Source organism: Rhizobium anhuiense (assembly GCF_003985145.1).
Classification (GTDB): domain Bacteria; phylum Pseudomonadota; class Alphaproteobacteria; order Rhizobiales; family Rhizobiaceae; genus Rhizobium; species Rhizobium anhuiense.
In genome coordinates this window covers 161,971-184,662 of record NZ_ML133533.1, presented here as the reverse complement: position 1 = coordinate 184,662, position 22,692 = coordinate 161,971, and the positions used below count along the sequence as shown (strand labels likewise).

19 protein-coding genes and 1 tRNA gene are annotated in these 22,692 nt (G+C 61.8%); 9 read left to right on the top strand and 11 right to left on the bottom strand.

Annotated elements, in window-relative coordinates; translation table 11 throughout:
• Window positions 1–202 precede the first annotated feature (202 nt).
• From EEQ99_RS26355 to EEQ99_RS26315, 9 genes are all read right to left on the bottom strand, one after another.
• Window positions 203–2,041, bottom strand: coding sequence for an ABC transporter ATP-binding protein (locus EEQ99_RS26355; protein WP_097595958.1), 1,839 nt, complete (start codon window positions 2,039–2,041; stop codon window positions 203–205).
• A gap of 24 nt (window positions 2,042–2,065) precedes the next feature.
• On the bottom strand, window positions 2,066–2,821 hold the full coding sequence (locus tag EEQ99_RS26350) for a DUF1028 domain-containing protein (RefSeq protein WP_028757761.1): 756 nt from the start codon (window positions 2,819–2,821) through the stop codon (window positions 2,066–2,068).
• Between the two features lie 2 nt (window positions 2,822–2,823).
• Complete coding sequence (locus EEQ99_RS26345) at window positions 2,824–4,608, bottom strand: gamma-glutamyltransferase family protein (RefSeq protein ID WP_127431329.1); 1,785 nt, start codon at window positions 4,606–4,608, stop codon at window positions 2,824–2,826.
• Between the two features lie 21 nt (window positions 4,609–4,629).
• Window positions 4,630–5,505, bottom strand: a complete 876-nt coding sequence (locus EEQ99_RS26340) for an ABC transporter permease (protein ID WP_028757763.1) — start codon at window positions 5,503–5,505, stop codon at window positions 4,630–4,632.
• Window positions 5,502–6,449: an ABC transporter permease gene (locus EEQ99_RS26335; protein WP_047615673.1), complete on the bottom strand. Its 948-nt coding sequence runs from the start codon at window positions 6,447–6,449 to the stop codon at window positions 5,502–5,504. Before EEQ99_RS26335 ends, EEQ99_RS26340 begins: the two co-directional genes overlap by 4 nt.
• Before the next feature lie 63 nt (window positions 6,450–6,512).
• Window positions 6,513–8,021: an ABC transporter substrate-binding protein gene (locus tag EEQ99_RS26330; RefSeq protein WP_127431328.1), complete on the bottom strand. Its 1,509-nt coding sequence runs from the start codon at window positions 8,019–8,021 to the stop codon at window positions 6,513–6,515.
• Window positions 8,022–8,110: 89 nt separating this feature from the next.
• The gene (locus EEQ99_RS26325) at window positions 8,111–8,842 is read right to left on the bottom strand and encodes a FadR/GntR family transcriptional regulator (RefSeq protein ID WP_047615671.1); all 732 of its coding nucleotides are present in this window, start codon (window positions 8,840–8,842) and stop codon (window positions 8,111–8,113) included.
• Between the two features lie 210 nt (window positions 8,843–9,052).
• A complete protein-coding gene (locus tag EEQ99_RS26320; RefSeq protein ID WP_127431327.1) occupies window positions 9,053–10,495 on the bottom strand; it encodes a M81 family metallopeptidase in 1,443 nt (480 codons plus the stop codon).
• Between the two features lie 272 nt (window positions 10,496–10,767).
• Window positions 10,768–11,496: an NIPSNAP family protein gene (locus EEQ99_RS26315; RefSeq protein ID WP_127431326.1), complete on the bottom strand. Its 729-nt coding sequence runs from the start codon at window positions 11,494–11,496 to the stop codon at window positions 10,768–10,770.
• Window positions 11,497–11,592: 96 nt separating this feature from the next.
• Between EEQ99_RS26315 and EEQ99_RS26310 the strand changes: the two genes are divergently transcribed.
• Window positions 11,593–12,207: a TetR/AcrR family transcriptional regulator gene (locus EEQ99_RS26310; protein WP_028757769.1), complete on the top strand. Its 615-nt coding sequence runs from the start codon at window positions 11,593–11,595 to the stop codon at window positions 12,205–12,207.
• 96 nt (window positions 12,208–12,303) lie between these two features.
• Here EEQ99_RS26310 and EEQ99_RS26305 read toward each other — a convergent pair.
• Window positions 12,304–12,378, bottom strand: a tRNA-Gly gene (locus tag EEQ99_RS26305).
• A 256-nt stretch (window positions 12,379–12,634) separates the two neighbouring features.
• On the opposite strand from EEQ99_RS26305, the gene EEQ99_RS26300 reads away from it, so the two are divergent.
• From EEQ99_RS26300 to EEQ99_RS26285, 4 genes are all read left to right on the top strand, one after another.
• Complete coding sequence (locus EEQ99_RS26300; RefSeq protein WP_028757771.1) at window positions 12,635–13,144, top strand: prolyl-tRNA synthetase associated domain-containing protein; 510 nt, start codon at window positions 12,635–12,637, stop codon at window positions 13,142–13,144.
• Between the two features lie 160 nt (window positions 13,145–13,304).
• Window positions 13,305–14,279 carry a thioredoxin gene (trxA, locus tag EEQ99_RS26295; RefSeq protein WP_025554691.1) on the top strand — a complete coding sequence of 325 codons (975 nt, stop codon included), beginning with the start codon at window positions 13,305–13,307 and terminating at the stop codon, window positions 14,277–14,279.
• Between the two features lie 169 nt (window positions 14,280–14,448).
• Complete coding sequence (locus EEQ99_RS26290) at window positions 14,449–15,135, top strand: LON peptidase substrate-binding domain-containing protein (protein ID WP_025554693.1); 687 nt, start codon at window positions 14,449–14,451, stop codon at window positions 15,133–15,135.
• Between the two features lie 9 nt (window positions 15,136–15,144).
• Window positions 15,145–15,333 carry a Trm112 family protein gene (locus EEQ99_RS26285; protein ID WP_127431325.1) on the top strand — a complete coding sequence of 63 codons (189 nt, stop codon included), beginning with the start codon at window positions 15,145–15,147 and terminating at the stop codon, window positions 15,331–15,333.
• An 81-nt stretch (window positions 15,334–15,414) separates the two neighbouring features.
• On the opposite strand, the gene EEQ99_RS26280 is transcribed toward EEQ99_RS26285, so the two are convergent.
• Complete coding sequence (locus tag EEQ99_RS26280) at window positions 15,415–16,629, bottom strand: ubiquinone biosynthesis hydroxylase (protein ID WP_127431324.1); 1,215 nt, start codon at window positions 16,627–16,629, stop codon at window positions 15,415–15,417.
• A gap of 84 nt (window positions 16,630–16,713) precedes the next feature.
• On the opposite strand from EEQ99_RS26280, the gene tesB reads away from it, so the two are divergent.
• The 4 genes from tesB (at window position 16,714) to EEQ99_RS26260 (ending at window position 22,585) form a co-directional block, all read left to right on the top strand.
• Window positions 16,714–17,598: an acyl-CoA thioesterase II gene (gene tesB / locus EEQ99_RS26275; protein WP_127431323.1), complete on the top strand. Its 885-nt coding sequence runs from the start codon at window positions 16,714–16,716 to the stop codon at window positions 17,596–17,598.
• 210 nt (window positions 17,599–17,808) lie between these two features.
• The gene (locus EEQ99_RS26270; protein ID WP_003543684.1) at window positions 17,809–18,159 is read left to right on the top strand and encodes a P-II family nitrogen regulator; all 351 of its coding nucleotides are present in this window, start codon (window positions 17,809–17,811) and stop codon (window positions 18,157–18,159) included.
• Window positions 18,160–18,186: 27 nt separating this feature from the next.
• Complete coding sequence (locus tag EEQ99_RS26265; RefSeq protein ID WP_028757775.1) at window positions 18,187–19,614, top strand: ammonium transporter; 1,428 nt, start codon at window positions 18,187–18,189, stop codon at window positions 19,612–19,614.
• Window positions 19,615–19,894: 280 nt separating this feature from the next.
• A complete protein-coding gene (locus EEQ99_RS26260; protein ID WP_127431322.1) occupies window positions 19,895–22,585 on the top strand; it encodes a DNA translocase FtsK in 2,691 nt (896 codons plus the stop codon).
• Window positions 22,586–22,692: the final 107 nt, after the last annotated feature.

Here is a 22,692-nt window from a genome sequence, read left to right as displayed (position 1 = left end):
CCGGGCAAATCAAACCTTTTTGATTCGTAGGGATAAGAGAACACAAATCGGTGGAATCGGTCGTTAAGAATTATCGATGAAATAATATCTAGCAAAAGTCATATAAGCGGTGCAGCAAAAAGGGTGGCCCGCGCGCCACCGGCACGGGTTATTTTCCCGCAATACTTGTTTTTCAGATGCTTAAAGAGTGGGTTTTGCACGCTCACGCGGCTTCATCGACCCGCACCAGATGGCCTGCCGTCACTTCCCGGTATCGGCGTGGCGGCGTGACGTAGCCAACCGGGCGAACGGGGCTGTTGAGCTCGTCGGTTCCGAGGTTGCGCTTGATGCCGCGACGTGAGGGATCGGGCACGGGGACGGCTGCCATCAGCTTCTTCGTGTAGGCGTGCTGCGGGTTGCTGAACAATTCCGCGCGCGGGCCGATCTCGACGATTTCGCCGAGATACATCACCGCGACCCGATGACTGACACGTTCGACCACCGCCATATCGTGGGAAATGAACAGGAAAGCGAGGTTGAGGCTTTGCTGCAGGTCCATCAGCAGATTGCAGACCTGTGCCTTGATCGAGACATCGAGGGCCGAAACGCTTTCGTCGGCGACGATGACCTTCGGATCGAGCGCGAGCGCGCGGGCGATGCAGATGCGCTGGCGCTGGCCGCCGGAGAATTCGTGCGGATAGCGTTTCATCATGTTGGGTTTAAGCCCGACGCGTTCGAGAAGATCGGCCGCCTTGTCGCGGGCCTGGGCACCTGTGCCGAGGCGGTGTTCGGTAATCGGTTCGGCGACGGCGGCGCCGACGGTCATGCGCGGATTGAGGCTGGCGAAGGGGTCCTGAAAGATCATCTGGATGCTGCGGCGCATCCGTCTGAGGCTGACCGCGTCAAGGCTCAGCACGTCATAGCCGTCGAGGCTGACACTGCCGCCGTTCGGCTGGACGAGGCGGGTGATCGAGCGACCGGTGGTCGATTTGCCGCAGCCGGATTCGCCGACGAGCGATAATGTCTCGCCCTGGAAGAGATCGAAGGAGACGTCCTCGACCGCGTGGATCGCGCCCGTCTTGCGGCCGAGCAGCCCGCCGCGGATATCGAAACGGGTAACGAGGTTCTTGACTTCAAGGATCGGCGTCCGGCGGCGGTCGACGGTATCGGCCACCTCGATCGGCTCGCGGCGTTCGCCGGTCGTGGTGTCGACGACGGGAAAACGCAGCGGCCACTTCCGGTCGGCCATCGAGCCGAGGCGTGGCACGGCGGAGAGCAAAGCGCGGGTATAGGGATGCCGGCCGCGATGGAAGATATCGTCGGTCGTGCCGGTTTCCACCGACTCGCCGCGATACATGACGATGGTGCGGTCAGCGATTTCGGCGACGACACCCATGTCGTGGGTGATGAAGAGCACGGACATGCCCTCTTCTTCCTGCAGCATCTTGATCAGATCGAGGATCTGGCCCTGGATCGTCACATCGAGCGCCGTCGTCGGCTCGTCGGCGATCAGCAATTTCGGCCGGCTGGCGAGCGCCATGGCGATCATCACCCGCTGGCGCATGCCGCCTGAGAACTGGTGCGGAAATTCGTCGAAGCGCGCGGCGGCGTTGGGGATGCGGACCTTTTCCAGCAGGCGGACGGTTTCGGCCCGCGCCTCCGCCTTGCCGATCTCGCCATGGCAGGTGAGCGCTTCGGAGATCTGGCGGCCGATGGTGAAGATCGGGTTGAGGGACGTCATCGGCTCCTGGAAGATCATGGCGGCGTCGTTGCCGCGCACCCGGCGCATCTCCTTTTCCGAAAGGGCGAGTACATCCTTGCCGTTCAAGGTGACGGCGCCATCGATGCGGCTCGATCCCTTGGCAAGCAACCGCATGATCGAAAGGGAGGTGACGCTCTTGCCCGAGCCGCTTTCGCCGACGATTGCCACCGTCTCGCCTGGCATGACATCGAAGGAGACATCACGCACCACCGGCTTCCAGTCACCATCGACGAGGAAGGAGGTCGTCAGGTTCCGGACGGAGAGAACAGGAGAGGCGGGTGCTGAAGAAACATCACTCATGTCGTTCCCTTGGTTTTCTCTGGGTTACGTCTTCAAAGGCGTGGCGAAGGAGGCGGAGGGCCTGCCTGCCGCGATGCGGGCCGCTTCCAGCGTCGCGATCTTTTCATCGATCTCGCGCCTGTCGGTCATGCCGTTCGGATTTTGCCGCGTCGCCATTGTCTCCGCGACATGCAGGTAGCGTTCACTGGCCACTGCATGGAGGCGGACAAGTTCGCCGAGCGGATCGGGATGATCGTCGGCGCGGATACTCAGCCACGGATAATCCTGATCGCGGTGGATGACGAGGGCGGCGGACTGCCTGCCGCGCTTGTCGCCGCCGGCATCTTCGCCTGCCTGCATCGCCAAGAGCAGGCGTTCGGCCAAGGGCTTGTCCAGCGCCTTGTTGTAGGTGGCAAGCGTTTTGGTGACGACGTCAGGTCCCGCGAGCATGTTGCCGGCAACCGAGACGTTTTCATCGATCAGATGTCCCGCCCAGTCGATGCATGCGGCGCCGGTGAAGGCGGCGTTGCGTCCCTTCGCATCGATGAGGTGCAGTTGCCGCTGATTACGGCCGGCGTCACGCCCGGTCAGTTCGGCGATGATTTCCTCGGGCGCCCTGCCGGCGGCCAGCAGCGACAGGCCGTCGACGCCGTAAAGCGGGCTGACAAAGGCCTGGGTCGCAACGGCGCCGATGCCGCCGCGAATATGCGGCACGAGAGCGCCGACGGCGAAGAAGCGGGTCGCGACGGCAATGCCGAGATGACCGGTCAAAGGGTCACGGGCGACGATTGACCAGGTCATGTCTATCTCCCGACCGCATAGGCCTGCATCAGGCGCGGGGTGGCTGCGGCACGCAACAGCCCATCGGCATCGCGTCTTGCGGCAGTCAGCCGGCCGATCGTCCAGACATCGGCGACCGTCAGCTTGTGGCCCTTGCGGCGCAGGGCATCAAGGATGTCGGGGCCGAAATTCGCTTCCGCCATCAGGCTGCCGGGTTCGCGGGTGCGCGGATAGAAGGAGCCTGGAAAATGCGAGGTGTGGAACAGCGGCTGGTCGATCGCCGCCTGCAGGTTCAGCTTGTGATGGGCGTAGCGCAGGAAGAAGGAGAGCTGCCACTGCTCCTGCTGGTCGCCGCCGGGTGTGCCGAAGGCCAGCGTCGGGCGGCCCTCATAAAGGCCGAGCGACGGCGTCAGCGTCGTGCGCGGCCGTTTGCCGGGGGCAAGCGAGGTCGGCAGGCCTGGTTTCAGCCAGAACATCTGGGCGCGGGAATTGAGGCAGAAGCCGAGGCCGGGCACGGTCGGCGAGGATTGCAGCCAGCCGCCGGACGGCGTGACGGAGACCATGTTGCCGTCGCGATCGATCACGTCGATATGCACGGTGTCGCCGCGCTTTTCGGAAAGATGCGCCATAGTCGGCTCGTAGACGGCGCCGGTCTTGGAATCCGCGCCGAGCATCGTCATCGTCAGATCATGCTGCGCCTCGAAGCCAGGCACGATGCCGGGGCGAAGATCGAAGGAGGCGTCTGCGCCGACCAGCTTGCGGCGCTCGGCGGCATAGGTCTCCGACAGCAGGTGCGCGACGGGGATTTCCGAGAAATCAGGATCGCCGTAATAGACTTCGCGATCGGCGAAAGCGAGCTTCATCGCCTCGACGACGGTATGGACGAAATCGGCGCCGGTGGGGTTCATCGCGGCGAGATCGAAGCCTTTGAGGATCGACAGGGTCTGCAGGAAGACCGGACCCTGGCCCCAGGGACCGATCTTGGCGATCGTCCAGCCATGATAATCATAGGTCAGCGGCTCCTCGATCGTTGCCGACCAGTTTGCCATGTCGGTCGCGGTCAGTACGCCCTTGTGGCGGTTGCCGCTCGCATCCATCACCTCGGCGGTTTTGAGGTAGTCGTCGATCTTCTCGGCGACGAAGCCGCGATAGAAGGCGTCGCGGGCCGCCTCGACCTGCGCTTCCCGCCCGCTTTTCGCCTCGGCCTCGGCGATGATGCGCTTCCAGGTTTCGGCAAGCACCGGATTCCTGAAATTCGCATGCGCTTCGGGGACGCTGCCATTCGGCAACCAGGTCTCGTAGGAGGTCGGCCATTCCTTCTCGAAGAAGGCGGCGAGCCCGTTGATGGTGGCGGAGACGCGCGGCAGCATCGGATGACCGCGCTCGGCGTAATAGATCGCCGGTTCCAGCACATCGCGCACGCTCATCGAGCCGTAGTCGCGCAGCATCAGCATCCAGCCATCGAAGGAGCCGGGGATGACGGTCGCAAGCAGCCCGTCGCCGGGGATCAGGCTCAGGCCTTCCGCCGTATAGTGTTCGATCGTTGCGCCGGCGGGTGCGGGGCCTTGCGCGCAGATGACCTCGACCTTGTCCTTCTTCTTCGAATAGATCACCGCCGGCAGATCACCGCCCGGACCGCAAAGATGCGGCTCGACAACCTGCAGCACGAAGCCCGTCGCCACCGCCGCGTCGAAGGCATTGCCGCCCTTTTCGAGAATGCTCATGCCGACCGCCGAGGCGATCCAGTGCGTGGAGGTGACGACGCCGAAAGTGCCGAGGATTTCTGGACGGGTTGTGAATGCGGTCATGTCAAATGTCCTTTCAAGAGATCATGCTTCGCGCGGATCGAGCGCATCGCGCAGGCCATCGCCTAAAAGATTGAAACCGATGACGACGAGGAAGATCGCGGCACCCGGCCACATCGCCATCCATGGCGCCTGGGAGAGGAAGTTCTTGGCGACATTCAGCATCGAGCCCCAGCTCGGGGCCGGCGGCTGCTGTCCGAGGCCGAGGAAGGAGAGGCTCGCCTCGGCGATGATCGCGGTGGCGACGGTCAACGTCGCCTGCACGAGGATCGGTGCAAAGACATTCGGCAGGATATAGCGGGTGATGATGCTCGAGGACCGGAGGCCGATCGAGCGGGCGCCCTCGACATATTCCTCGGTCTTGACCGAGAGCACCTGGCCGCGCGTCAGCCGCACGAAGACGGGCATGGCCGAAAGGCCGATGGCGATCATCGCATTGGTCAGGCTCGGACCGAGAAAGGCTGCAAGCGCGATCGCGGTGATGAGGAAAGGCATGGCGAGAAAGGCTTCGGTGATGCGGGAGATCACCATGTCGATCCAGCCGCCGAAATAACCGGAGACAAGGCCGAAGGGCACGCCGATGATAACGGCGATTGCCACCGAGAAGACGCCTGCCATCAGCGAGGCCTGCGCGCCCCAGATCATCCGGGAAAGAATGTCGCGGCCGATGTCGTCGGTGCCGAGCCAATGGGCGGCGGACGGGGCCTTGCGGATCGCCGACCAGCTTGTGGCGTTCGGATCGGGAATTGGAAGGAGGGGGGCGGCAACCGCGAGGATCGCGAAAAAGGCGATGATAACAAGGCCGACGAGGGCGCCCTTGTTAGCCTTCAGCTTGCGCCAGGCGCGACTCGGCGTGCGGTCGATCGCGGCCGGAATGCCCGTCTCTCCGATCGCGGTCATAGGGCGGCCCTCATGCGCGGGTTGAGCAGGACATAGAGAATGTCGGCCAGGAGGTTCATCAGAATGAAGCCGATCGCGGTGCAGATCACGACGCCCTGGACGACGGCGTAGTCGCGGTTGAAGACGGCGTCGACGATGAGCTTTCCAAAACCCGGAATGGTGAAGATCTGCTCGGTCAGCACGGCGCCGGCGAGCAGTTCGCCGAAAAGCAGGGCGGTCAACGTCACGATCGGCAGCACCGCATTGCGAAAACTGTGTTCGAGCACGACGGTGCTTTCCGGCAGGCCCTTGGCGCGGGCGGTGCGGATGTAATCGGCGCTGAGCACACTGAGCATGGCCGAGCGGGTGTGCCGCATCAGGGTCGCGGCCAGCGCGTTGCCGAGCACGAAGGAGGGCATCAGCATGGTTTCCAGCGAACGCAGCGGATTACTGAAGAAGGGTTCGTAGCCGGATGCCGGCAGCCAGCCGAGATTGACCGAGACCAGCAGGATCAGCATGATGCCGAGCCAGAAATTCGGGATCGACAGACCGGTCAGCGCGATGATGTTGGCGATATAGTCGATCATCGTGTTCTTCTTGACGGCCGCCAGGATGCCCATCGGCACGCCGATCGCAAAGGCGAAGATCATCGACATGATGGCGAGCTGGATGGTGACCGGCAGTTTTTCGCCGACGAGCTGCAGAACCGGCTGGTTGGTGCGCAGCGAGATGCCAAGATCGCCCTGAAGGGCCGCACCCAGCCAATGGACATATTGATAGGGCACGGGATCGTTCAGCCGGTATTTCTCGCGCAGGAATTCGAGAACCTGCGGGTCACGTTCCTCACCAGCCATGGCGAGGATCGGATCACCGGGCAGCAACTTCTGCAGCGAGAAGACGAAGATCGAAATGATCAAAAGCGTCGGTATGGCGACCAAGAGCCGTTTGGCGATGTAAGTGTACATGGGCGATCCTGACACGACTGGGATCATGCGGCGGAGGGTTTCCGCCGCATGATCGGCTTCTGGTCAGCCGGCTTTCTTGACGCCGACGAGGCGGATCATGCCATCCGGCGAGGGAGTGAAGCCGGTGATGTTCTTGTGCAGCGCCCAGATCCAGGACTGGTGGCCGAGATAGATGATCGGCAGATCGTCGTTCAGGATGACGGCGGCGGCATCATACTTCTCCTTGCGCACGGCATCGTCGGTCGAGGCACGGGCTTCGTTCAGCAGCTTGTCCACCTCGGGATTGCAGTATTTCGTGTCGTTGATGCCACCCTTGCAGGTGATGAACTGATGGATGTTGCCATCGGGATCGACACGACCGGACCAGTCGGAACGGCTGAGCTGATAGTTGCCGGCCGTCTGCTCACTCAGCAGCGTGGCGAATTCCGTCGATTTCAGGCTGACGTCGAAGCCGGCTTCGCCGACCATCGACTGGATGATCTGCATCATCTGCATGGCAACCGGATTGTTCGGGATCTGCAGCTCGATCGGCACGCGGTCGAAGCCTGCTTCCTTGATCAGGGCCTTGGCCTTGTCGAGATCGCGGGCGGGGACGGGAATATCCTTGTCGAACCACGGGCTGCTTGGCGGGAAGGGCTGGTTGCCGGCAACCGCCGTGCCTTCATAGACGATCTGGTTGACGGCATCGCGGTCGATCGCCAGCGAGAAGGCCAGGCGCAGGCGCTTGTCCTTGCCGAAAGGATTGTCGGCACGCGCACCATTGCCGATATTGGTATAGAGCGCCATGTAGCCGGTGCCGACGGCGTCGGCATAGACCAGGCTCGAATCCGCCTTCACGGCTTCAGCGTCGGTCGCCGCCAGGCGCTCGATCATGTCGAGATCGCCGGACCGCAGATTGGCGAGGCGCACCGTCGTATCCGGGATCGGCAGATAGGTGAGCTTGTCGATGAAGATCTTGTCCTTGTTCCAGTAGTCCTGGAACTTTTCGAGCACGATGCGATCCTGCTGGACGCGCTCGACGAACTTGAACGGTCCGGCGCAGACCGGGTGATCACCGAACTTGGCGCCGAGTTCCTTGGCGGCCTTCGGCGAGACGATCATGCCGGCGCGGTCGGAAAGCTGGGCAAGAAGGGTGACGTCAGGCGCCTTGAGGGTGAACTTGACCTCGTATTCGCTTGTCGCCTCGACCTTTGCGACCGAACTCAGCTCGCTCTTGCGGCGTGATTCCGGCAGGGTGATGTTGCGCTCGATGGTGGCGACGACGGCTTCGGCGTTGAACGGGGTCTCGTCATGGAACTTGACGCCTTGGCGCAGCTTCATGGTCAGTTCTTTGCCGTCGGCCGACCAGCTCCATTCGGTGGCAAGCTGCGGCACGATCTTCAGGTCCGGTGAGACGTCGACCAGCTTGTCGCACATCGCAGTATAGACGATGCGGCCGACGAAGGTGCGCGACTGCGCGGGATCGAGCACGTCGGCATCGTCCTGCAGGCCGATCTTCAGGTCGACGGCGAAGGCAGGAAGCGCAAACAGGGCGCCGGCAACGGTGGCGGTCAGCAATTTGGCGATCTTCATTCCATTCTCCTCTGTTCTATTTTGCTTGGTTTTTGCTTCCAACCGGCGGTTATGGCCCGCTCTGCTTTTTTCTCTGCTCACCTCCCTGTTCAGGCGAGGGTCTTGTCGACCTCCGTTTCGCTGTGATCGAGCGAGGTGATGCGGATGAGGCTTTCCTGCAGCGTCAGCAGATGCTGGCGCATGGCTTCGCCCGCCCTGGCAGGATCATGGGCGGCGATGGCATCGACGATCGCCGTGTGCTGGCCGAAGGTGACGGACCGCGTCCGGCTGGCGCTGCGGGCGCGCTCGCGGATCGTCTGCCAGGCCTCGTCCTGCCGCACCCGGTTGATGACGTCGAAGATGGTGAGGAAGAAACCGTTGCCGGCGCATTGGGCAATCTGGCGGTGCAGCGCCCCGTCCCAGAGTTCGCGCCCGTCGGCATCGGTGCTTTCGTAGATCTTCTTCACCAGATCATACATGCGCTCGATATCGGCGGCCTTGGCGCGCATGGCGGCAAGCTGGGCGAGCTGCGGCTCGATGCGCAGGCGCACTTCCATGACTTCCATGAGATCGGTGCCGGCGACGATGGAGCCGACATGATCGCTCCAGCCGTCGGGGCGCGGGCCGGCATAGGTGCCGGAGCCCTGGCGGCGCCAGATGCGGCCCTCGGCCTCCAGCACTTCGAGGGCGCGGCGGACGGCGCGACGGCCGACGCCAAGCATTTCCGAAAGGGCGCGCTCGGTCGGCAGCTTGCCGTCGGCGTCGAGACTGTCGGACTGCAGGAGGGCCCGCAGCTTCTCCAGCGCATAATTCGAATTGCCCTGCGTCTCATCCATCGGTATTCGCTAAATGGTCCGTACCAATTTTCTATTGGTTCAGTGCAAACCAAATCGCCCCGACCGTCAAGCGCTTTTTTGTGCAAATCGAAGTATGCCCATTTTTTGCTCAAACACGGCCATTGCCGCGATGCGGAAAAACAGTCGCTCGTGGCGACAGGGCGGTGCCGCGATCGACAATATCATCCAGGAAAACGCAATTGGTTCAGGCGAACTTCAGGCCTGCCGTGAACGTGCGGAGATGAAGACCTGCGGTTCGAAGTCAAAATCCTTGTCGAACGGGTAGGTCGGATGCTGCTTGCGCAGCCGCGGCAGGCGCTCGACGAACTGGTCGACGACACCCGTCGATAGCGCCATCAGGTTCGGATTGGCGATCGGCGCCAGTTCCGGAGAGAGATAGCCCGATTTGACGACGATGATCTTCGCCCGATGCGGGTAGAGGCCGAGCCGGGTGAAATCGACGATGTTGTGATAGGGCCGGCGCTTTGCGGAAAGCACAAGATCGATGCCACTGACCGAAACCACCGCCTGACGGTCGGCGGCATCCGATGTTTCGTGGAGGAATTTGACGGTGAAGCAGGCGGTGACCGATTTGCTGCCCTTGGTGTCGAGCGAGGCGCCGACGCTGAGCTCCAGTTCCGCACCGATGCCGGCGGCATAACAGGCCTCGGTCGCCGCCTTGTCGGCGATGCCGGCGAAGACGACGCCGGTGGCGCCCCTGGCGATCAGCTCGGCCAGCACGTCGGCCCGGTCCCCGACGCCGCCACCTGTGGGGTTGTCGCCGGATTCGGCCAGCACGACAGGGGCGGTCGGGCTTGCGATTGCTCTCGCGACGCATTCCTCGAGCGAGCCGGTCTCGCAGCCGAAGACGAAGTCTTCGCGCACGTCCCAATAGGCTTTGGCGAGGCGTTTGGCCTCGCGCTCCAGCACGGTGCGGTCGGTGCCAGTCATGATGGCAGCGGCGGTGGCGCGCGGTTCATCGGCCCAGACATAACCGACCATCAGCGATGCATCCCAGACGCCGTCGATCGCATCGATCCCAGGCAGCATGTCATAGAGGCTTTTCGCCGGCTCATCGACGGTGCTGGTGCGCTCGCCGGGCAGCACCACCGGGATCGGCGCCCAGAGAACGATCGGCCTCTCGCCGGTCTTCAGGCTCTTGACCAGCATGAAGACCGAGCGGCGCATCGTCTCCTCGACATCGATATGCGGCGCAGTGCGATAGGTGGAATAGATGTCGAGCGCATCGATGATGCGCTGCGTGACGTTGCCGTGCAGGTCATAGCTGGCCGAAACCGTGCAATCCTCGCCGACCAGCGCACGCGCCGCACTGATCCAGTCGCCTTCGGCATCCTCCATGCCTTCGACATACATGGCGCCATGCATGGCGAGATAGAGACCGTCAAGCGGCAGCAACGGCTTCAACCGCTCGAGGAATTCGCCCTTGAAGGCCTCGTAGGTGGCGCGCGAAACCGGGCCGCCGGCAATGGCGCGCGCATGGATCGTCGGCAGGAACTCGGCATCGTAATCCCTGAGGAAGGCGAAATACGGCGCTTCCAGCAGCGCCGCGCCGCGCAGCACGCGAAAATCCTTCTCCTCGTTCAGGACGGGATTGTATGTGCTGCATTCGATATGAATGCCACCGACGGCGATGCGCATGGGATACCTCAGGAGTTGGGAGCAATCAGGACGTTATGGGCGGCGATGCTGGCGGCGTCCCCTGATCGATGATCCGCAGAAGCTCGCGCTGCGATGAACTGAACATAAAGGGTTTTGATCCGAAGACGCGCCGTCGCTATCTGATCGATGATAGTTCGCAAAATGAATCGATCAACGGCAATAAATTACAAAATCGATCCAGATCGGCCTGGTAGACTATCCGAAAGCAGCCGAGGCGGACATTTTTTGTGTAGACGAGTTGGTAACGTCGCTTACCAAGCGCAAAGCGACCGCGGAGTCGGCGTCAAGTGGGAGACCTCGATCCTACGCCAGCACTGGCTGTCCATCCGTGGATAAATCTCGCGTCCCCAGATGAGACTGCGCCGCAAGCGGCGCTCGTAGTCGGTGGCACGGTCTTGATCTTCGTGACATTCAAACCAGACAAATACGGTTTCTCCCTCGCGAACCGGCAGCCTGGGAAAATCGTTCTTACTTCGCTCCGTCACAAACAGAGCATCGATGCGCGCACCAGCATCCCGCATGGCCGGGAGTGCATCGTCGCGGAAAAACCTGGCAAAATCCTCCTCTGTCCCAGGGGCGAGCGAGCAGATATTCAGCCTGATAAGACCCTGCACCTTGGAGCGGCTCACCTCCTTGTCCCTTGGCAGATTATGCACGAACGGGTGGACGCCTACCGCCGGCTTCAAGAGCAGGACATTATCCGAATTGAGCATCGTCGCGTTGGCTGCCGGCCCATGTTCTTTCCAGGTCGGGCTTGAATAAAAGGATGCGAGAGCCTCCGTTCGAGTTTCCATATCCTTGAAAGAGCGAACCCACACAAAGGAATCAGGATCGTCAAGATCGCGGAACTCCCCTTCGACGCGCATGCCCAGGGCCTCCTGAGGTTCAACAAATTCCCTGTCAAACAGATCGATCAATGATTCTCTGCCTTCCGGGAGAAGCCGATAACGGCGAAGTTCGAATACGGAATGCGGATTCATGGCTTCCTCAACAGGTCAATTGTCCTGTATTCATAACAGGACAATTGACCTGTTATGTCAAGGTGCTAATGTGCGCGCAGGACGAGTTGAGAAACCATGACCGAAAACAAAAGAACCAATGATCCCGAAGGCGTACGTCGCCGGATCATTGATGCCGCCTACGACGCCTTCGTTACCCAGGGTTATCTCGCAACCGGCATGCTGGAATTGCGCGAAAGGGCTTCAGTATCCGGTGGTGCCATGGCGCATCATTTTCCGGCCAAGCGCGACCTCGGACTTGCGGTCATTCGCGATCGCGTGGCTGAAGCCGTTCGGCAAACATGGATCGCGCCGCTCCACACAAGTGCAGATGTGCCGGCCGCCATAGACTTGATCTTTGAGAACATCATCAATGAACTGATGCATAACGGCCGGGTCTCCGGTTGCCCGCTCAACAACATGGCAATGGACGTATCCCATCATGACTCGGAGATGCGCGAGGTTGTCAGCGCCGTATTCGGCGCCTGGCACGAGGCACTGTCCGCCAAGTTTGCGAGAGACGCGGAGGAAAAACACGCGAGCGAGCTCAATCCGCACAGCCTCGCCACGCTTGTCATCGCAGCCTATTCCGGCGCCATGGCGATGGCAAAGGCACGACAGGATGTCAGCCCACTGATCGATTGCCGCATGGAACTGGCGGCGTTGCTCGCGGCGAAATATCGCCTGCGTTGACGACGGACATTCTTCTCGGAAGGATTGGTAAAAGTCGCAAGTAGATCTCGTCAAAGACGCTGAGATCGCATGTGCCTGACCTGACAAGGAAGAAACTGGAGCGGGCGAAGGGATTCGAACCCTCGACCCCAACCTTGGCAAGGTTGTGCTCTACCCCTGAGCTACACCCGCTCAATCCACATCGGTCCGGGGTAGTTGTTGGACCGTGGGCGCCGCCTCGTGGCGACGGGCGCTATATGGCCTAACGGGTTTTCAAATGCAACAGGGAAATGACGGAGAAGCGAAGAAAAAATTCTGGTCTCAGAGGAGGACGGGCGGAAAGGCCGCAAATGTGGGGGTAGAGCGTCGGTTCCGAAGATTGCCAAACGATGTGGACGGACTTAAGCAGGGCGCCTCGATTTTGTTATTCCGCCGAATGGATTGCCCGATGTCCGAAAATACCCCCAAGACAAGAGAAGATTTGTTTGCCTTTCTCGACGGCCTCGGCATTGCCCATAAGACGGTCGATCATGCGCCGGTTTTCACCGTCGCCGAATCGGTTGCCCTTCGTGACGAGATCCCCGGCGGTCACACCAAGAACCTCTTCATCAAGGACAAGAAGGACAGGTATTTTCTGCTGACCGTGGAGGAAAATGCCGAGGTCGACCTCAAACAGGTGCACAATCTGATCGGCGGGTCCGGCCGGGTTTCCTTCGGCAGGGCGGAAAAGCTGATGGAATATCTCGGTGTCATTCCCGGGGCCGTCACCGCGTTCGGCGCGATCAACGATACCTCGGAGAATGTCACCTTCGTGCTCGATGCCGATCTGATGCGCGAAGAGATCGTCAACTGCCATCCGCTATCCAACGATGCGACGACCTCGATTGCGAGCAGCGATCTCATCCGTTTCATGGAGGCGACCGGGCACAAGCCGCTTGTCTTGAAAGTGACGTCCTGACATACGATTTTAGCGCTAAAGCGCGTCGTGATCTTTCAGATTGGCTTGCGGCGCTTTAGTCTTTGGTTTTGCGCATGTCCTTGTCGTAAAACCGCACCACAGTTTTGCGCGACATGCTTTGGCAAAGACGCCGGCAGGATCGGCGCGGCGGGAGATACCTATGAGCGGCAGCGACAACCCCTATAACGGTTCCTTCGGAAATCAGATGACGGCGACGACAAGCTTCGGCGCAGCAACGGCACCCGCAGCTGCGGCCGGCAGCTACATCACGGAAACGACGACCGCGAATTTCGGCAAGGACGTCATCGAGGAATCGCGCAAGCAACCGGTGCTGGTCGATTTCTGGGCGCCCTGGTGCGGTCCGTGCAAACAGCTGACGCCGGTCCTGGAAAAGGTGATCAACGAAGCCAAGGGCCGGGTCCGGCTGGTCAAGATGAACATCGACGATCATCCCTCGATCGCCGGCCAGCTCGGCATCCAGTCGATCCCGGCCGTCATCGCCTTCGTCAACGGCCGTCCGGCCGACGGCTTCATGGGTGCGGTGCCGGAAAGCCAGATCCAGCAGTTCATCGACCGCATCGCCGGTCCGGCCGGCGCCGATGAGGCGGCCGAGATCGAAGCCGTGCTTGCGGAAGCGGCAGAACTGCTTGCCGCCGGCAATATCGACGAAGCCGCCCAGCTCTATGGCGCCGTCATGCAGGCCGATCCCGAAAATGCCAAGGCGCTCGCCGGCATGGCCGAATGCATGATCGCCGCAAACCAGCATGAGCGGGCGCGCCAGGTGTTGACCGAGCTGCCGGAAGAGCTGTCGAAAGATGCCGGCATCCAGGCGGTGCTGAAGAAGCTCGAGCAGATCGAGGAGGCCCGCAAGCTCGGCGATCCCGTTGCGCTCGAACGCGACCTTGCCGCCAATCCCGATGATCACGCGGCGCGGCTGAAGCTCGCCAAGATCCTCAATGTCGAAGGCCGGCGCGACGAAGCGGCCGAACATCTGCTTTTGATCATGCGCAAGGATCGTGCCTTCGACGATGATGGCGCCCGCCGGCAGCTGCTGCAGTTCTTCGAGGTCTGGGGCTTCAAGGATCCGGCGACGGTTGCCGCCCGCCGCAAGCTTTCGGCGATGCTGTTCTCCTAGAGCGGCTCGGCTTTCCTGGAATTGCTTTGGAGCGCGGCGTGTCCAGCAGGACGCGCCGGGCAATATCGACCCCGATTTTTGGGGTTAGCGCTAAGTTTCGAGTATCTGCCCTTGCGTTTTCGGACAGGGGCACCACATTCTCGTCAGAACGGGCATGCCCGTTACAAGAATGCGGGACGGTTTCATGCAAGTCGGGAATGCCAGATACCTGAAGCCGGGCGATCTGCCTGATTCAATCGCCGTCTTCCCCCTGACCGGCGCCCTTCTCCTGCCGGCCGGGCAGCTTCCCCTCAACATTTTCGAGCCGCGCTATCTGGCGATGCTGGATGCGGCGCTGACCGGAAACCGGCTGATCGGCATGGTGCAGCCGGCGCTCGGCGAACACGAGGACAAGGGCGGCGAGCCCAATCTTGCCGCTGTCGGCTGCCTCGGCCGCATCACCTCCTTCGCCGAGACCGGCGACGGGCGCTATATCGTTTCACTGACCGGTGTCTGCCGCTTCCGGCTCTTGGAGGAGAAAGCCACCAGCGATCCCTTCCGCACCTTCCGGATCGCCCCGTTCATCGCCGATCTCTCGGCCGCGAACGAGGAGGACGCGGTCGACCGCGCTGCGCTTCTGACCGCCTTCAAGGCCTATCTCGATGCCAACAAGCTGGAGGCCGACTGGGAGAGCGTCGAGCGGGCGAGCAATCTGACGCTTGTCAATTCCCTCGCCATGATGTCGCCCTTCGGGCCGGCGGAAAAACAGGCGCTGCTCGAGGCGCCCGACCTGAAGACGCGGGCCGAGACGCTGATCGCCATTACCGAAATCGTGCTGGCGCGTGTCTTCGGTGACTCCGACACGGTTCTGCAGTAGACTTCAGCCATGGACGAAAAACTCAGCCGCGTCGATCCGAAACTGCTCGATCTCCTGGTCTGCCCGCTCTCCAAGGAGCGGCTTTCCTATGATCGCGAGCACAATGAGCTTGTCTCGGAAAAGGCGCGGCTGGCCTACCCGATCCGCGACGGCATTCCGATCATGCTGGTGTCCGAAGCCCGCCGCCTCGACGAATAAAGCAATTCCAGGAAAAAGTGCGAAGCGGTTTCTCGGGCAGGGCGCGAAGCGCTTTTGCCGGCAATTGCGTAAAAACAAAGGTTAAATCATCTCGCCGGCCAGAAGGCGCGGATTGTCCTTTGCCGTCGTCCCGGCCGCCTGGCCGATGAAGAAGGATTTGAGGCGCGGCAGCCGGTCGACCAGACCGAGGCCGACGTCGCGGGCGATGCGGATCGGCGTTGCATCGTTGGAAAAGAGCCGGTTCAGCACGTCGGTGGTCACGCCCATGCGGAACGTGTCGAAGCGCCGCCAGGTCTGGTAGCGTTCGAGGATGTTGATCGAGCCGATGTCGAGGCCGAGGCGATCGGCGTCGACAATGGTTTCGGCAAGCGCCGCCACATCCTTGAAGCCGAGATTGAGGCCCTGGCCCGAGATCGGATGGATGCCGTGGGCGGCGTCGCCGGCCAGCGCGAAACGCGGCGCGACGAAGGAGCGCGCCAGGGTGAGGCCGAGCGGGAAGGCACGCTTGTCGCCGATGACTTTCAAGCTCCCAAGTTTGTGGCCGAAGCGGCGTTCGAGCTCTTCCTCGAAGATCAGATCGTCGGCGGCCACCAGCCGGTTGGCATCCGGCGTCCGCTCCGTCCAGACGAGCGAGGAGCGGTTGTTCTTCAGCGGCAGGATGGCGAAGGGGCCGGCCGGCAGAAAATGCTCCTCGGCGCATCCGTCATGCGGCCGCTCGTGTTCGACGGTCGCGACGATGCCGGACTGGCCGTAGTCCCAGGTGACGGTCCTGATGCCGGCAAGATCGCGCAACGTCGAGCGCACGCCGTCGCAGGCAACCAGCAGCCGGGTCTCCAGCGCGCTGCCGTCCGAAAGCGTGACGGTGGCATGGGTGTCGTGGGTCTTCAGCTCGGTGGCGCCGAGCCCGTGGCGGATGTCGATGCCGAGCCGCTCGCAGGCGGCGCGCAGCGCTGCGACCATTGCGACATTCGGGATCATGTGGGCGAAGGGCCGGCCTTCGGCGACTTCGCCGTCGAAGGTCAGAAAAACCGGGCGCACCGGATCAGAAGTCCTGGAGTCGGTGACGATCATTTTGGTGATCGGCTGGGCCTCCGGCTCGATCTCGTCCCAGATGCCGAAGACCTCGAGCATCTTTGCCGCCGCCGCGATGATAGCGGAGGCGCGCGTATCGTTTTTCCAGACATGCGCGGGAGCCGCCTCGACGACCGCGACATTCAGATGGGGTGCTGCCTGTTTGACCGCGACAGCAGCGGACAGGCCGACATAACCCCCGCCCACAACCAGCATGTCCAGCATCGCGCCGCTCCCGTACCTTGTGCCTCAGATGTGATCTATATAGATCATCGCAACTTCACTTCCTACCGCCGGGAGACATAGAAAATGACGCGCGAGACATCAGGACCTTCGGCGATGGAGACGTTGCTTTCGACGCTCAACCTTGAGCCGATCGAGGTCGATATCTTCCGCGGTCGCAGTCCCAAGGTCGGCTGGCAGCGGGTCTTCGGGGGGCAGGTGATCGGCCAGGCGCTGATGGCGGCGCAGCGCACCATCGAAGGCGAGCGTTTCGTCCATTCGCTGCATGCCTATTTCATGCGCCCCGGCGATCCCTCGGTGCCGATCGTCTACCAGGCGGAGCGCATCCGCGACGGATCGAGCTTCAACACGCGGCGTGTCGTCGCCATCCAGCACGGCAAGGCGATCTTTGCGCTGTCGGCCTCCTTCCAGGTGGAGGAGCCGGGCTTCGAGCACCAGATCGCAATGCCCGAGGTCGAAATGCCCGAAGCGCTGCTCGGCGAACAGCAGATCAAGGAAGAATATCTTGCGCATGCGCCGGAGGCGATCCGAAAATACTGGCAGCGCGAGCGGCCGATCGAGATCCGCCCGGTCTCGCTGACGCATTATTTTTCCGACAAGAAGCTCGATCCGAGGCAGGACGTCTGGGTGCGCGCCACCGGCCCGGTTCCCGACGACCGACTCTATCAGGCGGCGGTGCTTGCCTATCTTTCGGATATGACTCTGCTCGATACGTCGCTCTATGCCCACGGCACTTCCATCTTCGACCAGAGCCTGCAGGTGGCGAGCCTCGATCATTCCATGTGGTTCCACCGACCCTGCAAGCTCGACGACTGGCTGCTCTATACGCAGGATAGCCCGTCGGCCTCGGGCGCCAGGGGGTTGACCCGGGGCTGCCTGTTTACCCGAACGGGTGAGCTGATCGCCTCCGTTGCGCAGGAAGGTCTGATTCGGAAAAAGGCAAATGAATAAATAATGTGCATATTTGTAAATTTGCGCATTATTTGTGCGCTTATTGGCCGATCAATTGCCTGTTTATTGGCATTCCTTATTATAATCTTTATTTTTCAATAACTTATAAGTTGCCTCGAATCTGGCACGCCCCTTGAATGTATATCGCCGGTCGCTGTTCAGGAACGTCAGCGGCAAGGAGAGTCGGCTCCGCGCCGAGGATAACGAAGGATGGGAAACCAGATGAAAATTGTGATGGCCATTATCAAGCCGTTCAAGCTCGATGAGGTCCGCGAAGCTCTTACGGCGATCGGTATTCAGGGGCTGACCGTGACCGAAGTGAAGGGCTACGGGCGCCAGAAGGGACATACCGAAATCTATCGCGGCACCGAATATGCGGTCAGCTTCCTGCCGAAGCTCAAGATCGAAATCGCCGTTGCATCGGAACTCGTCGACAGGGCGGTCGAAGCCATCGCGGCATCGGCCAAGACCGGTCAGATCGGCGACGGCAAGATTTTCGTCTATTCGATCGACCATGCCGTGCGCATCCGTACGGGCGAAACCGATTCAGAAGCGCTGTAAGAACGGCAGATCAAGGAGCTTTTTCCAATGTCACTTTCGAAGTTTTCTTCCGCCTTTGCGCTGACTTGCGCAGCAACGGCTGCCCTTCTGGCGCCGGCTGTGGCTTTTGCGCAGGAGGCTGCGCCAGCCGCTGCCGCTGCTGCCGCTCCTGCTCTCACCATGGACAAGGGTGACAATACCTGGATGCTCGTCTCCTCGGCGCTCGTCCTGCTGATGACCATCCCCGGCCTTGCGCTTTTCTACGGCGGTCTCGTCCGCGCCAAGAACATGCTCTCCGTGCTGATGCAGGTCTTCATGATCACCGCCGTCGTGGCGCTGATCTGGGTGACCTACGGCTATTCGCTCGCCTTCACCGATGGCGGCTCGCTGAACAGCTTCGTCGGCGGCTTCTCCAAGGCGTTCCTGGCCGGCGTCAACACCACGTCGCTCGTCGAAACCTTCTCGAAGGGCGTCGCCATTCCGGAATACACCTTCATCGTATTCCAGATGACCTTCGCCTGCATCACGCCCGGCCTGATCGTCGGCGCATTCGCCGAGCGCATCAAGTTCTCGGCCGTCATGCTCTTCGTCGTGCTTTGGGTCACCTTCATCTACTTCCCGATGGCGCACATGGTCTGGTTCTGGGGCGGTCCGAGCTCCTACACGTCGCCAGCCGGCCTGATCTTCTCCTATGGCGCAATCGACTTTGCCGGCGGCACGGTCGTTCACATCAATGCCGGTATCGCGGGCCTCGTCGGCGCCATCATGCTCGGCAAGCGCACGGGCTATAAGAAGGAAATCATGGCTCCGCATTCGATGACGCTGACCATGGTCGGCGCCTCGCTGCTCTGGGTCGGCTGGTTCGGCTTCAATGCCGGCTCCAACCTCGAAGCCAATTCCTATGCCTCGCTTGCCTTTATCAACACCTTCGTCGCAACGGCTGCCGCCGCTGTGTCCTGGTGCATCGTCGAAACCCTCACCCGCGGCAAGGCCTCCATGCTCGGTGGTGCTTCCGGCGCCGTCGCCGGTCTCGTCGCCATCACCCCGGCGGCAGGCTTTGCCGGCCCGATGGGTTCGATCGTTCTCGGCCTCATCGTTTCGCCGGTCTGCTACTTCTTCGTTGACGTCGTAAAGAACAAGTTCAACTACGATGACAGCCTCGATGTCTTCGGCGTCCATTGCGTCGGCGGCATCATCGGCGCTCTCGGCACCGGTATCCTCGTCAACCCGGCGCTCGGCGGTGCAGGCATCGTCGATTATTCGACAGCCGATTTCGCAGCCTCCTATGCCGGTACGGCAACCCAGGTCTTGAACCAGGCCAAGGGCGTGCTGACGACGCTGCTGTGGTCGGGTATCGGTTCGGCGATCCTCTACAAGATCGTTGACGTCGTCATCGGCCTGCGCGTCACCGTCGAAGCCGAGCGCGAAGGTCTCGACCTTTCGACCCACGGCGAAGCCGCCTACCACTCTTCCTGATCACAGGGTTTGCGGCGCCCGGCAAAAGGGCGCCGCTGCATGGCCCGTCGCGGCCTATCTAGAGCTTTTCCGGGTTAGACCCGGAAAAGCTGCCATAGACCGCATTTGGCCCGAACCTTCCAAGGTTCGGGTCTTTTTCATTTCCCTGTCCGGAATTGTCGTCCAGGCATGCATGGTTAACATCGCTTTAACCCGGCTCTGATTAGGTAGAGCGGACGCATTTTGGCACGACGAAGCTTCAGCGATTCGCGTGTCCTCAGGCATTGGACGGGTTAGACACATGGCAAGAAGCACGTCGCCGGCAATGGATGGCCGTCCGGATCGGTTCTCCTTCTCGGCATTCATGCTGCGGCAGATCCAGGCGCTCATCGGCTTTGCGATCTTTCTGCTGCTGGCGTTCTGCGTCGCGGCGCTGGCGACATGGAATGTCGCGGATCCGAGCTATTCCTACGCGACCGCCAACCTGCCGACGAATATTCTCGGTTATAGCGGTGCGGCCTTTGCCGATATCGTCATGCAGTTCCTCGGCCTTGCCAGCGTCGTTTCGATGCTGCCGATCGTCGCCTGGGCGCTGACGCTGATCTCGGGCCGTCGCTTCAGCCGTATTCCCGCCCGTGCCGGCGCCTGGTTCGGCGGTTCGGTGCTTTCCTGCGCCGTCCTCGGCTGTTTTCCGCCGCCGCTTACCTGGCCGATCCCGAACGGCATCGGCGGTGTCGTCGGCGATATGATCCTGCGTTTTCCCGCACTTTTCGTCGGCACCTATCCCACAGGCACCTTCGCCATGGTCGTCGGCTGCATCTTCGCCGCGCCGACCGCCTGGCTGATGCTCTTTGCATCGGGCCTTGTCGGCCGCAGCGACGTCGACGAGGAAATCGAGGAGGATTACGTCGAAACGCGTAGCAAGGCCCGCGTCGTCGGAGACGAGGACGAGGAGGACGACGAGTCCCGCTGGGTGGCTTTCAGCGGCGCCATGACGCATGCCTGGTACATGAGCCAGGGCCGGCTGCGCCGGCTCTTCGGCATGGGGCCGCGCAAGCGGCGCCAGGGTGATTACGAATCACCCTATGATTTCAACGATGACGAGTTCGGCACGCTGAACGAACCCGTGCGCGCCAAGGCGCCAACCGTCCGCGGCGAGCGTATGGAACCGTCGATGGAGCCATCGATGGGGGCAAGGGCGGCATCACCGCGCCGCATCGTCTCTGCGCCGTCGCTCTCCATCGATGACGACGATGATGACCACGATCTGCCCTTCGATGCCGACATGCCGCCGCGCCCGGCCGATATCCTGCCCGACGACGATGACGACGACTGGATGATCCGCGCCCCGGCAAAACCCGCCGGCAAGCCGGAACCGCGCGTCGTTCCCGTGGTGGCGCGTCCGAAGCCCAGCGCCCGCATCGAGCGCGAGGCACAGGGCTCGTTCATCCGTCCCGAGGGTTTCCAGCTTCCCTCGATGCATCTGCTCGCCGAACCCAAGAATGTCGTGCGCGATTCCACGCTCTCGGCCGACGCGCTGGAGCAGAATGCCCGCATGCTCGAAGGCGTGCTCGAAGATTTCGGCGTCAAGGGCGACATCATCCATGTCCGCCCCGGCCCTGTCGTAACACTCTACGAACTGGAGCCGGCGCCCGGCATCAAGTCGTCGCGGGTCATCGGCCTTGCCGACGATATCGCCCGCTCGATGAGCGCCATTGCCGCCCGTGTCGCCGTCGTGCCCGGCCGCAACGCGATCGGCATCGAATTGCCCAACCAGACGCGCGAGACCGTCTATCTGCGCGAACTCATCGCCTCCCGGGATTTCGAAGGCAGCAAGGCGAAGCTCGCCATGGCGCTGGGCAAGACGATCGGCGGCGAAGCCGTCATCGCCGACCTCGCCAAGATGCCGCATCTGCTTGTTGCCGGCACCACCGGCTCGGGCAAGTCGGTCGCCATCAATACGATGATCCTGTCCCTGCTCTACCGCATGACGCCGGAACAATGCCGGCTGATCATGATCGACCCGAAGATGCTCGAACTGTCCGTCTATGACGGCATCCCGCATCTGCTTTCGCCTGTCGTCACCGATCCGAAGAAGGCCGTCGTCGCGCTCAAATGGACCGTGCGCGAGATGGAAGAGCGCTACAAGAAGATGTCGAAGATCGGCGTGCGCAACATCGACGGCTTCAACACGCGCGTCGAGCAGGCGCTGTCGAAGGGCGAGGCGATCTCGCGCACGGTGCAGACCGGCTTCGATCGCCATACCGGCGAGGCGATGTACGAGACCGAAGAATTCGATCTCAGGCCGATGCCCTATATCGTCGTCATCATCGACGAGATGGCTGACCTGATGATGGTCGCCGGCAAGGACATCGAAGGCGCCGTGCAGCGGCTGGCGCAGATGGCGCGCGCCGCCGGCATCCACGTGATCATGGCCACACAGCGCCCATCGGTCGATGTCATCACGGGCACGATCAAGGCAAACTTCCCGACCCGCATTTCCTTCCAGGTGACCTCGAAGATCGACAGCCGCACCATTCTCGGCGAACAGGGCGCCGAGCAGCTGCTCGGCATGGGCGACATGCTTTATATGGCGGGCGGCGGGCGGATCCAGCGCGTGCACGGCCCGTTCGTTTCGGATGTCGAGGTGGAAGAGATCGTCTCCTACTTGAAGACCCAGGGCTCGCCGCAATATCTCGACGCGATCACTGCCGATGACGATGACGACGGCGATTACGGCGGCGGTGGCGGCGGTCCGGCCGGCACCTCCAACCTGTCCGATTCGGAAGATCCCTACGACCAGGCGGTCGCCATCGTGCTACGCGACGGCAAGGCCTCGACCTCCTACGTCCAGCGCCGACTCGGCATCGGCTACAACCGCGCCGCCTCGCTCGTCGAGCGCATGGAGAAGGAAGGCATCATCGGACCGGCCAACCATGCCGGCAAACGCGAGATTCTCGTTCCCACCGAAGGCGACATCCTCGACCGCTGACAGAACAGCCATATATTTCCGATGCAGCCGCTTTTGCGGAAACCTGACAGCATCGAAGCCGTTACCTCTCGCAGGCCGATCGCAATGCCTTGAAGACGCCGCCTTTC

Excerpts from the sequence above, each read along its gene's own strand:
- EEQ99_RS26355 (WP_097595958.1), bottom strand. The coding sequence starts at position 2,041 with ATGAGTGATGTTTCTTCAGCACCCGCCTCTCCTGTTCTCTCCGTCCGG.
- EEQ99_RS26350 (WP_028757761.1), bottom strand. The coding sequence starts at position 2,821 with ATGACCTGGTCAATCGTCGCCCGTGACCCTTTGACCGGTCATCTCGGC.
- EEQ99_RS26345 (WP_127431329.1), bottom strand. The coding sequence starts at position 4,608 with ATGACCGCATTCACAACCCGTCCAGAAATCCTCGGCACTTTCGGCGTC.
- EEQ99_RS26340 (WP_028757763.1), bottom strand. The coding sequence starts at position 5,505 with ATGACCGCGATCGGAGAGACGGGCATTCCGGCCGCGATCGACCGCACG.
- EEQ99_RS26335 (WP_047615673.1), bottom strand. The coding sequence starts at position 6,449 with ATGTACACTTACATCGCCAAACGGCTCTTGGTCGCCATACCGACGCTT.
- EEQ99_RS26330 (WP_127431328.1), bottom strand. The coding sequence starts at position 8,021 with ATGAAGATCGCCAAATTGCTGACCGCCACCGTTGCCGGCGCCCTGTTT.
- EEQ99_RS26320 (WP_127431327.1), bottom strand. The coding sequence starts at position 10,495 with ATGCGCATCGCCGTCGGTGGCATTCATATCGAATGCAGCACATACAAT.
- EEQ99_RS26315 (WP_127431326.1), bottom strand. The coding sequence starts at position 11,496 with ATGAATCCGCATTCCGTATTCGAACTTCGCCGTTATCGGCTTCTCCCG.
- EEQ99_RS26310 (WP_028757769.1), top strand. The coding sequence starts at position 11,593 with ATGACCGAAAACAAAAGAACCAATGATCCCGAAGGCGTACGTCGCCGG.
- EEQ99_RS26300 (WP_028757771.1), top strand. The coding sequence starts at position 12,635 with ATGTCCGAAAATACCCCCAAGACAAGAGAAGATTTGTTTGCCTTTCTC.
- trxA (WP_025554691.1), top strand. The coding sequence starts at position 13,305 with ATGAGCGGCAGCGACAACCCCTATAACGGTTCCTTCGGAAATCAGATG.
- EEQ99_RS26290 (WP_025554693.1), top strand. The coding sequence starts at position 14,449 with ATGCGGGACGGTTTCATGCAAGTCGGGAATGCCAGATACCTGAAGCCG.
- EEQ99_RS26285 (WP_127431325.1), top strand. The coding sequence starts at position 15,145 with ATGGACGAAAAACTCAGCCGCGTCGATCCGAAACTGCTCGATCTCCTG.
- EEQ99_RS26280 (WP_127431324.1), bottom strand. The coding sequence starts at position 16,629 with ATGCTGGACATGCTGGTTGTGGGCGGGGGTTATGTCGGCCTGTCCGCT.
- tesB (WP_127431323.1), top strand. The coding sequence starts at position 16,714 with ATGACGCGCGAGACATCAGGACCTTCGGCGATGGAGACGTTGCTTTCG.
- EEQ99_RS26270 (WP_003543684.1), top strand. The coding sequence starts at position 17,809 with ATGGGAAACCAGATGAAAATTGTGATGGCCATTATCAAGCCGTTCAAG.
- EEQ99_RS26265 (WP_028757775.1), top strand. The coding sequence starts at position 18,187 with ATGTCACTTTCGAAGTTTTCTTCCGCCTTTGCGCTGACTTGCGCAGCA.
- EEQ99_RS26260 (WP_127431322.1), top strand. The coding sequence starts at position 19,895 with ATGGCAAGAAGCACGTCGCCGGCAATGGATGGCCGTCCGGATCGGTTC.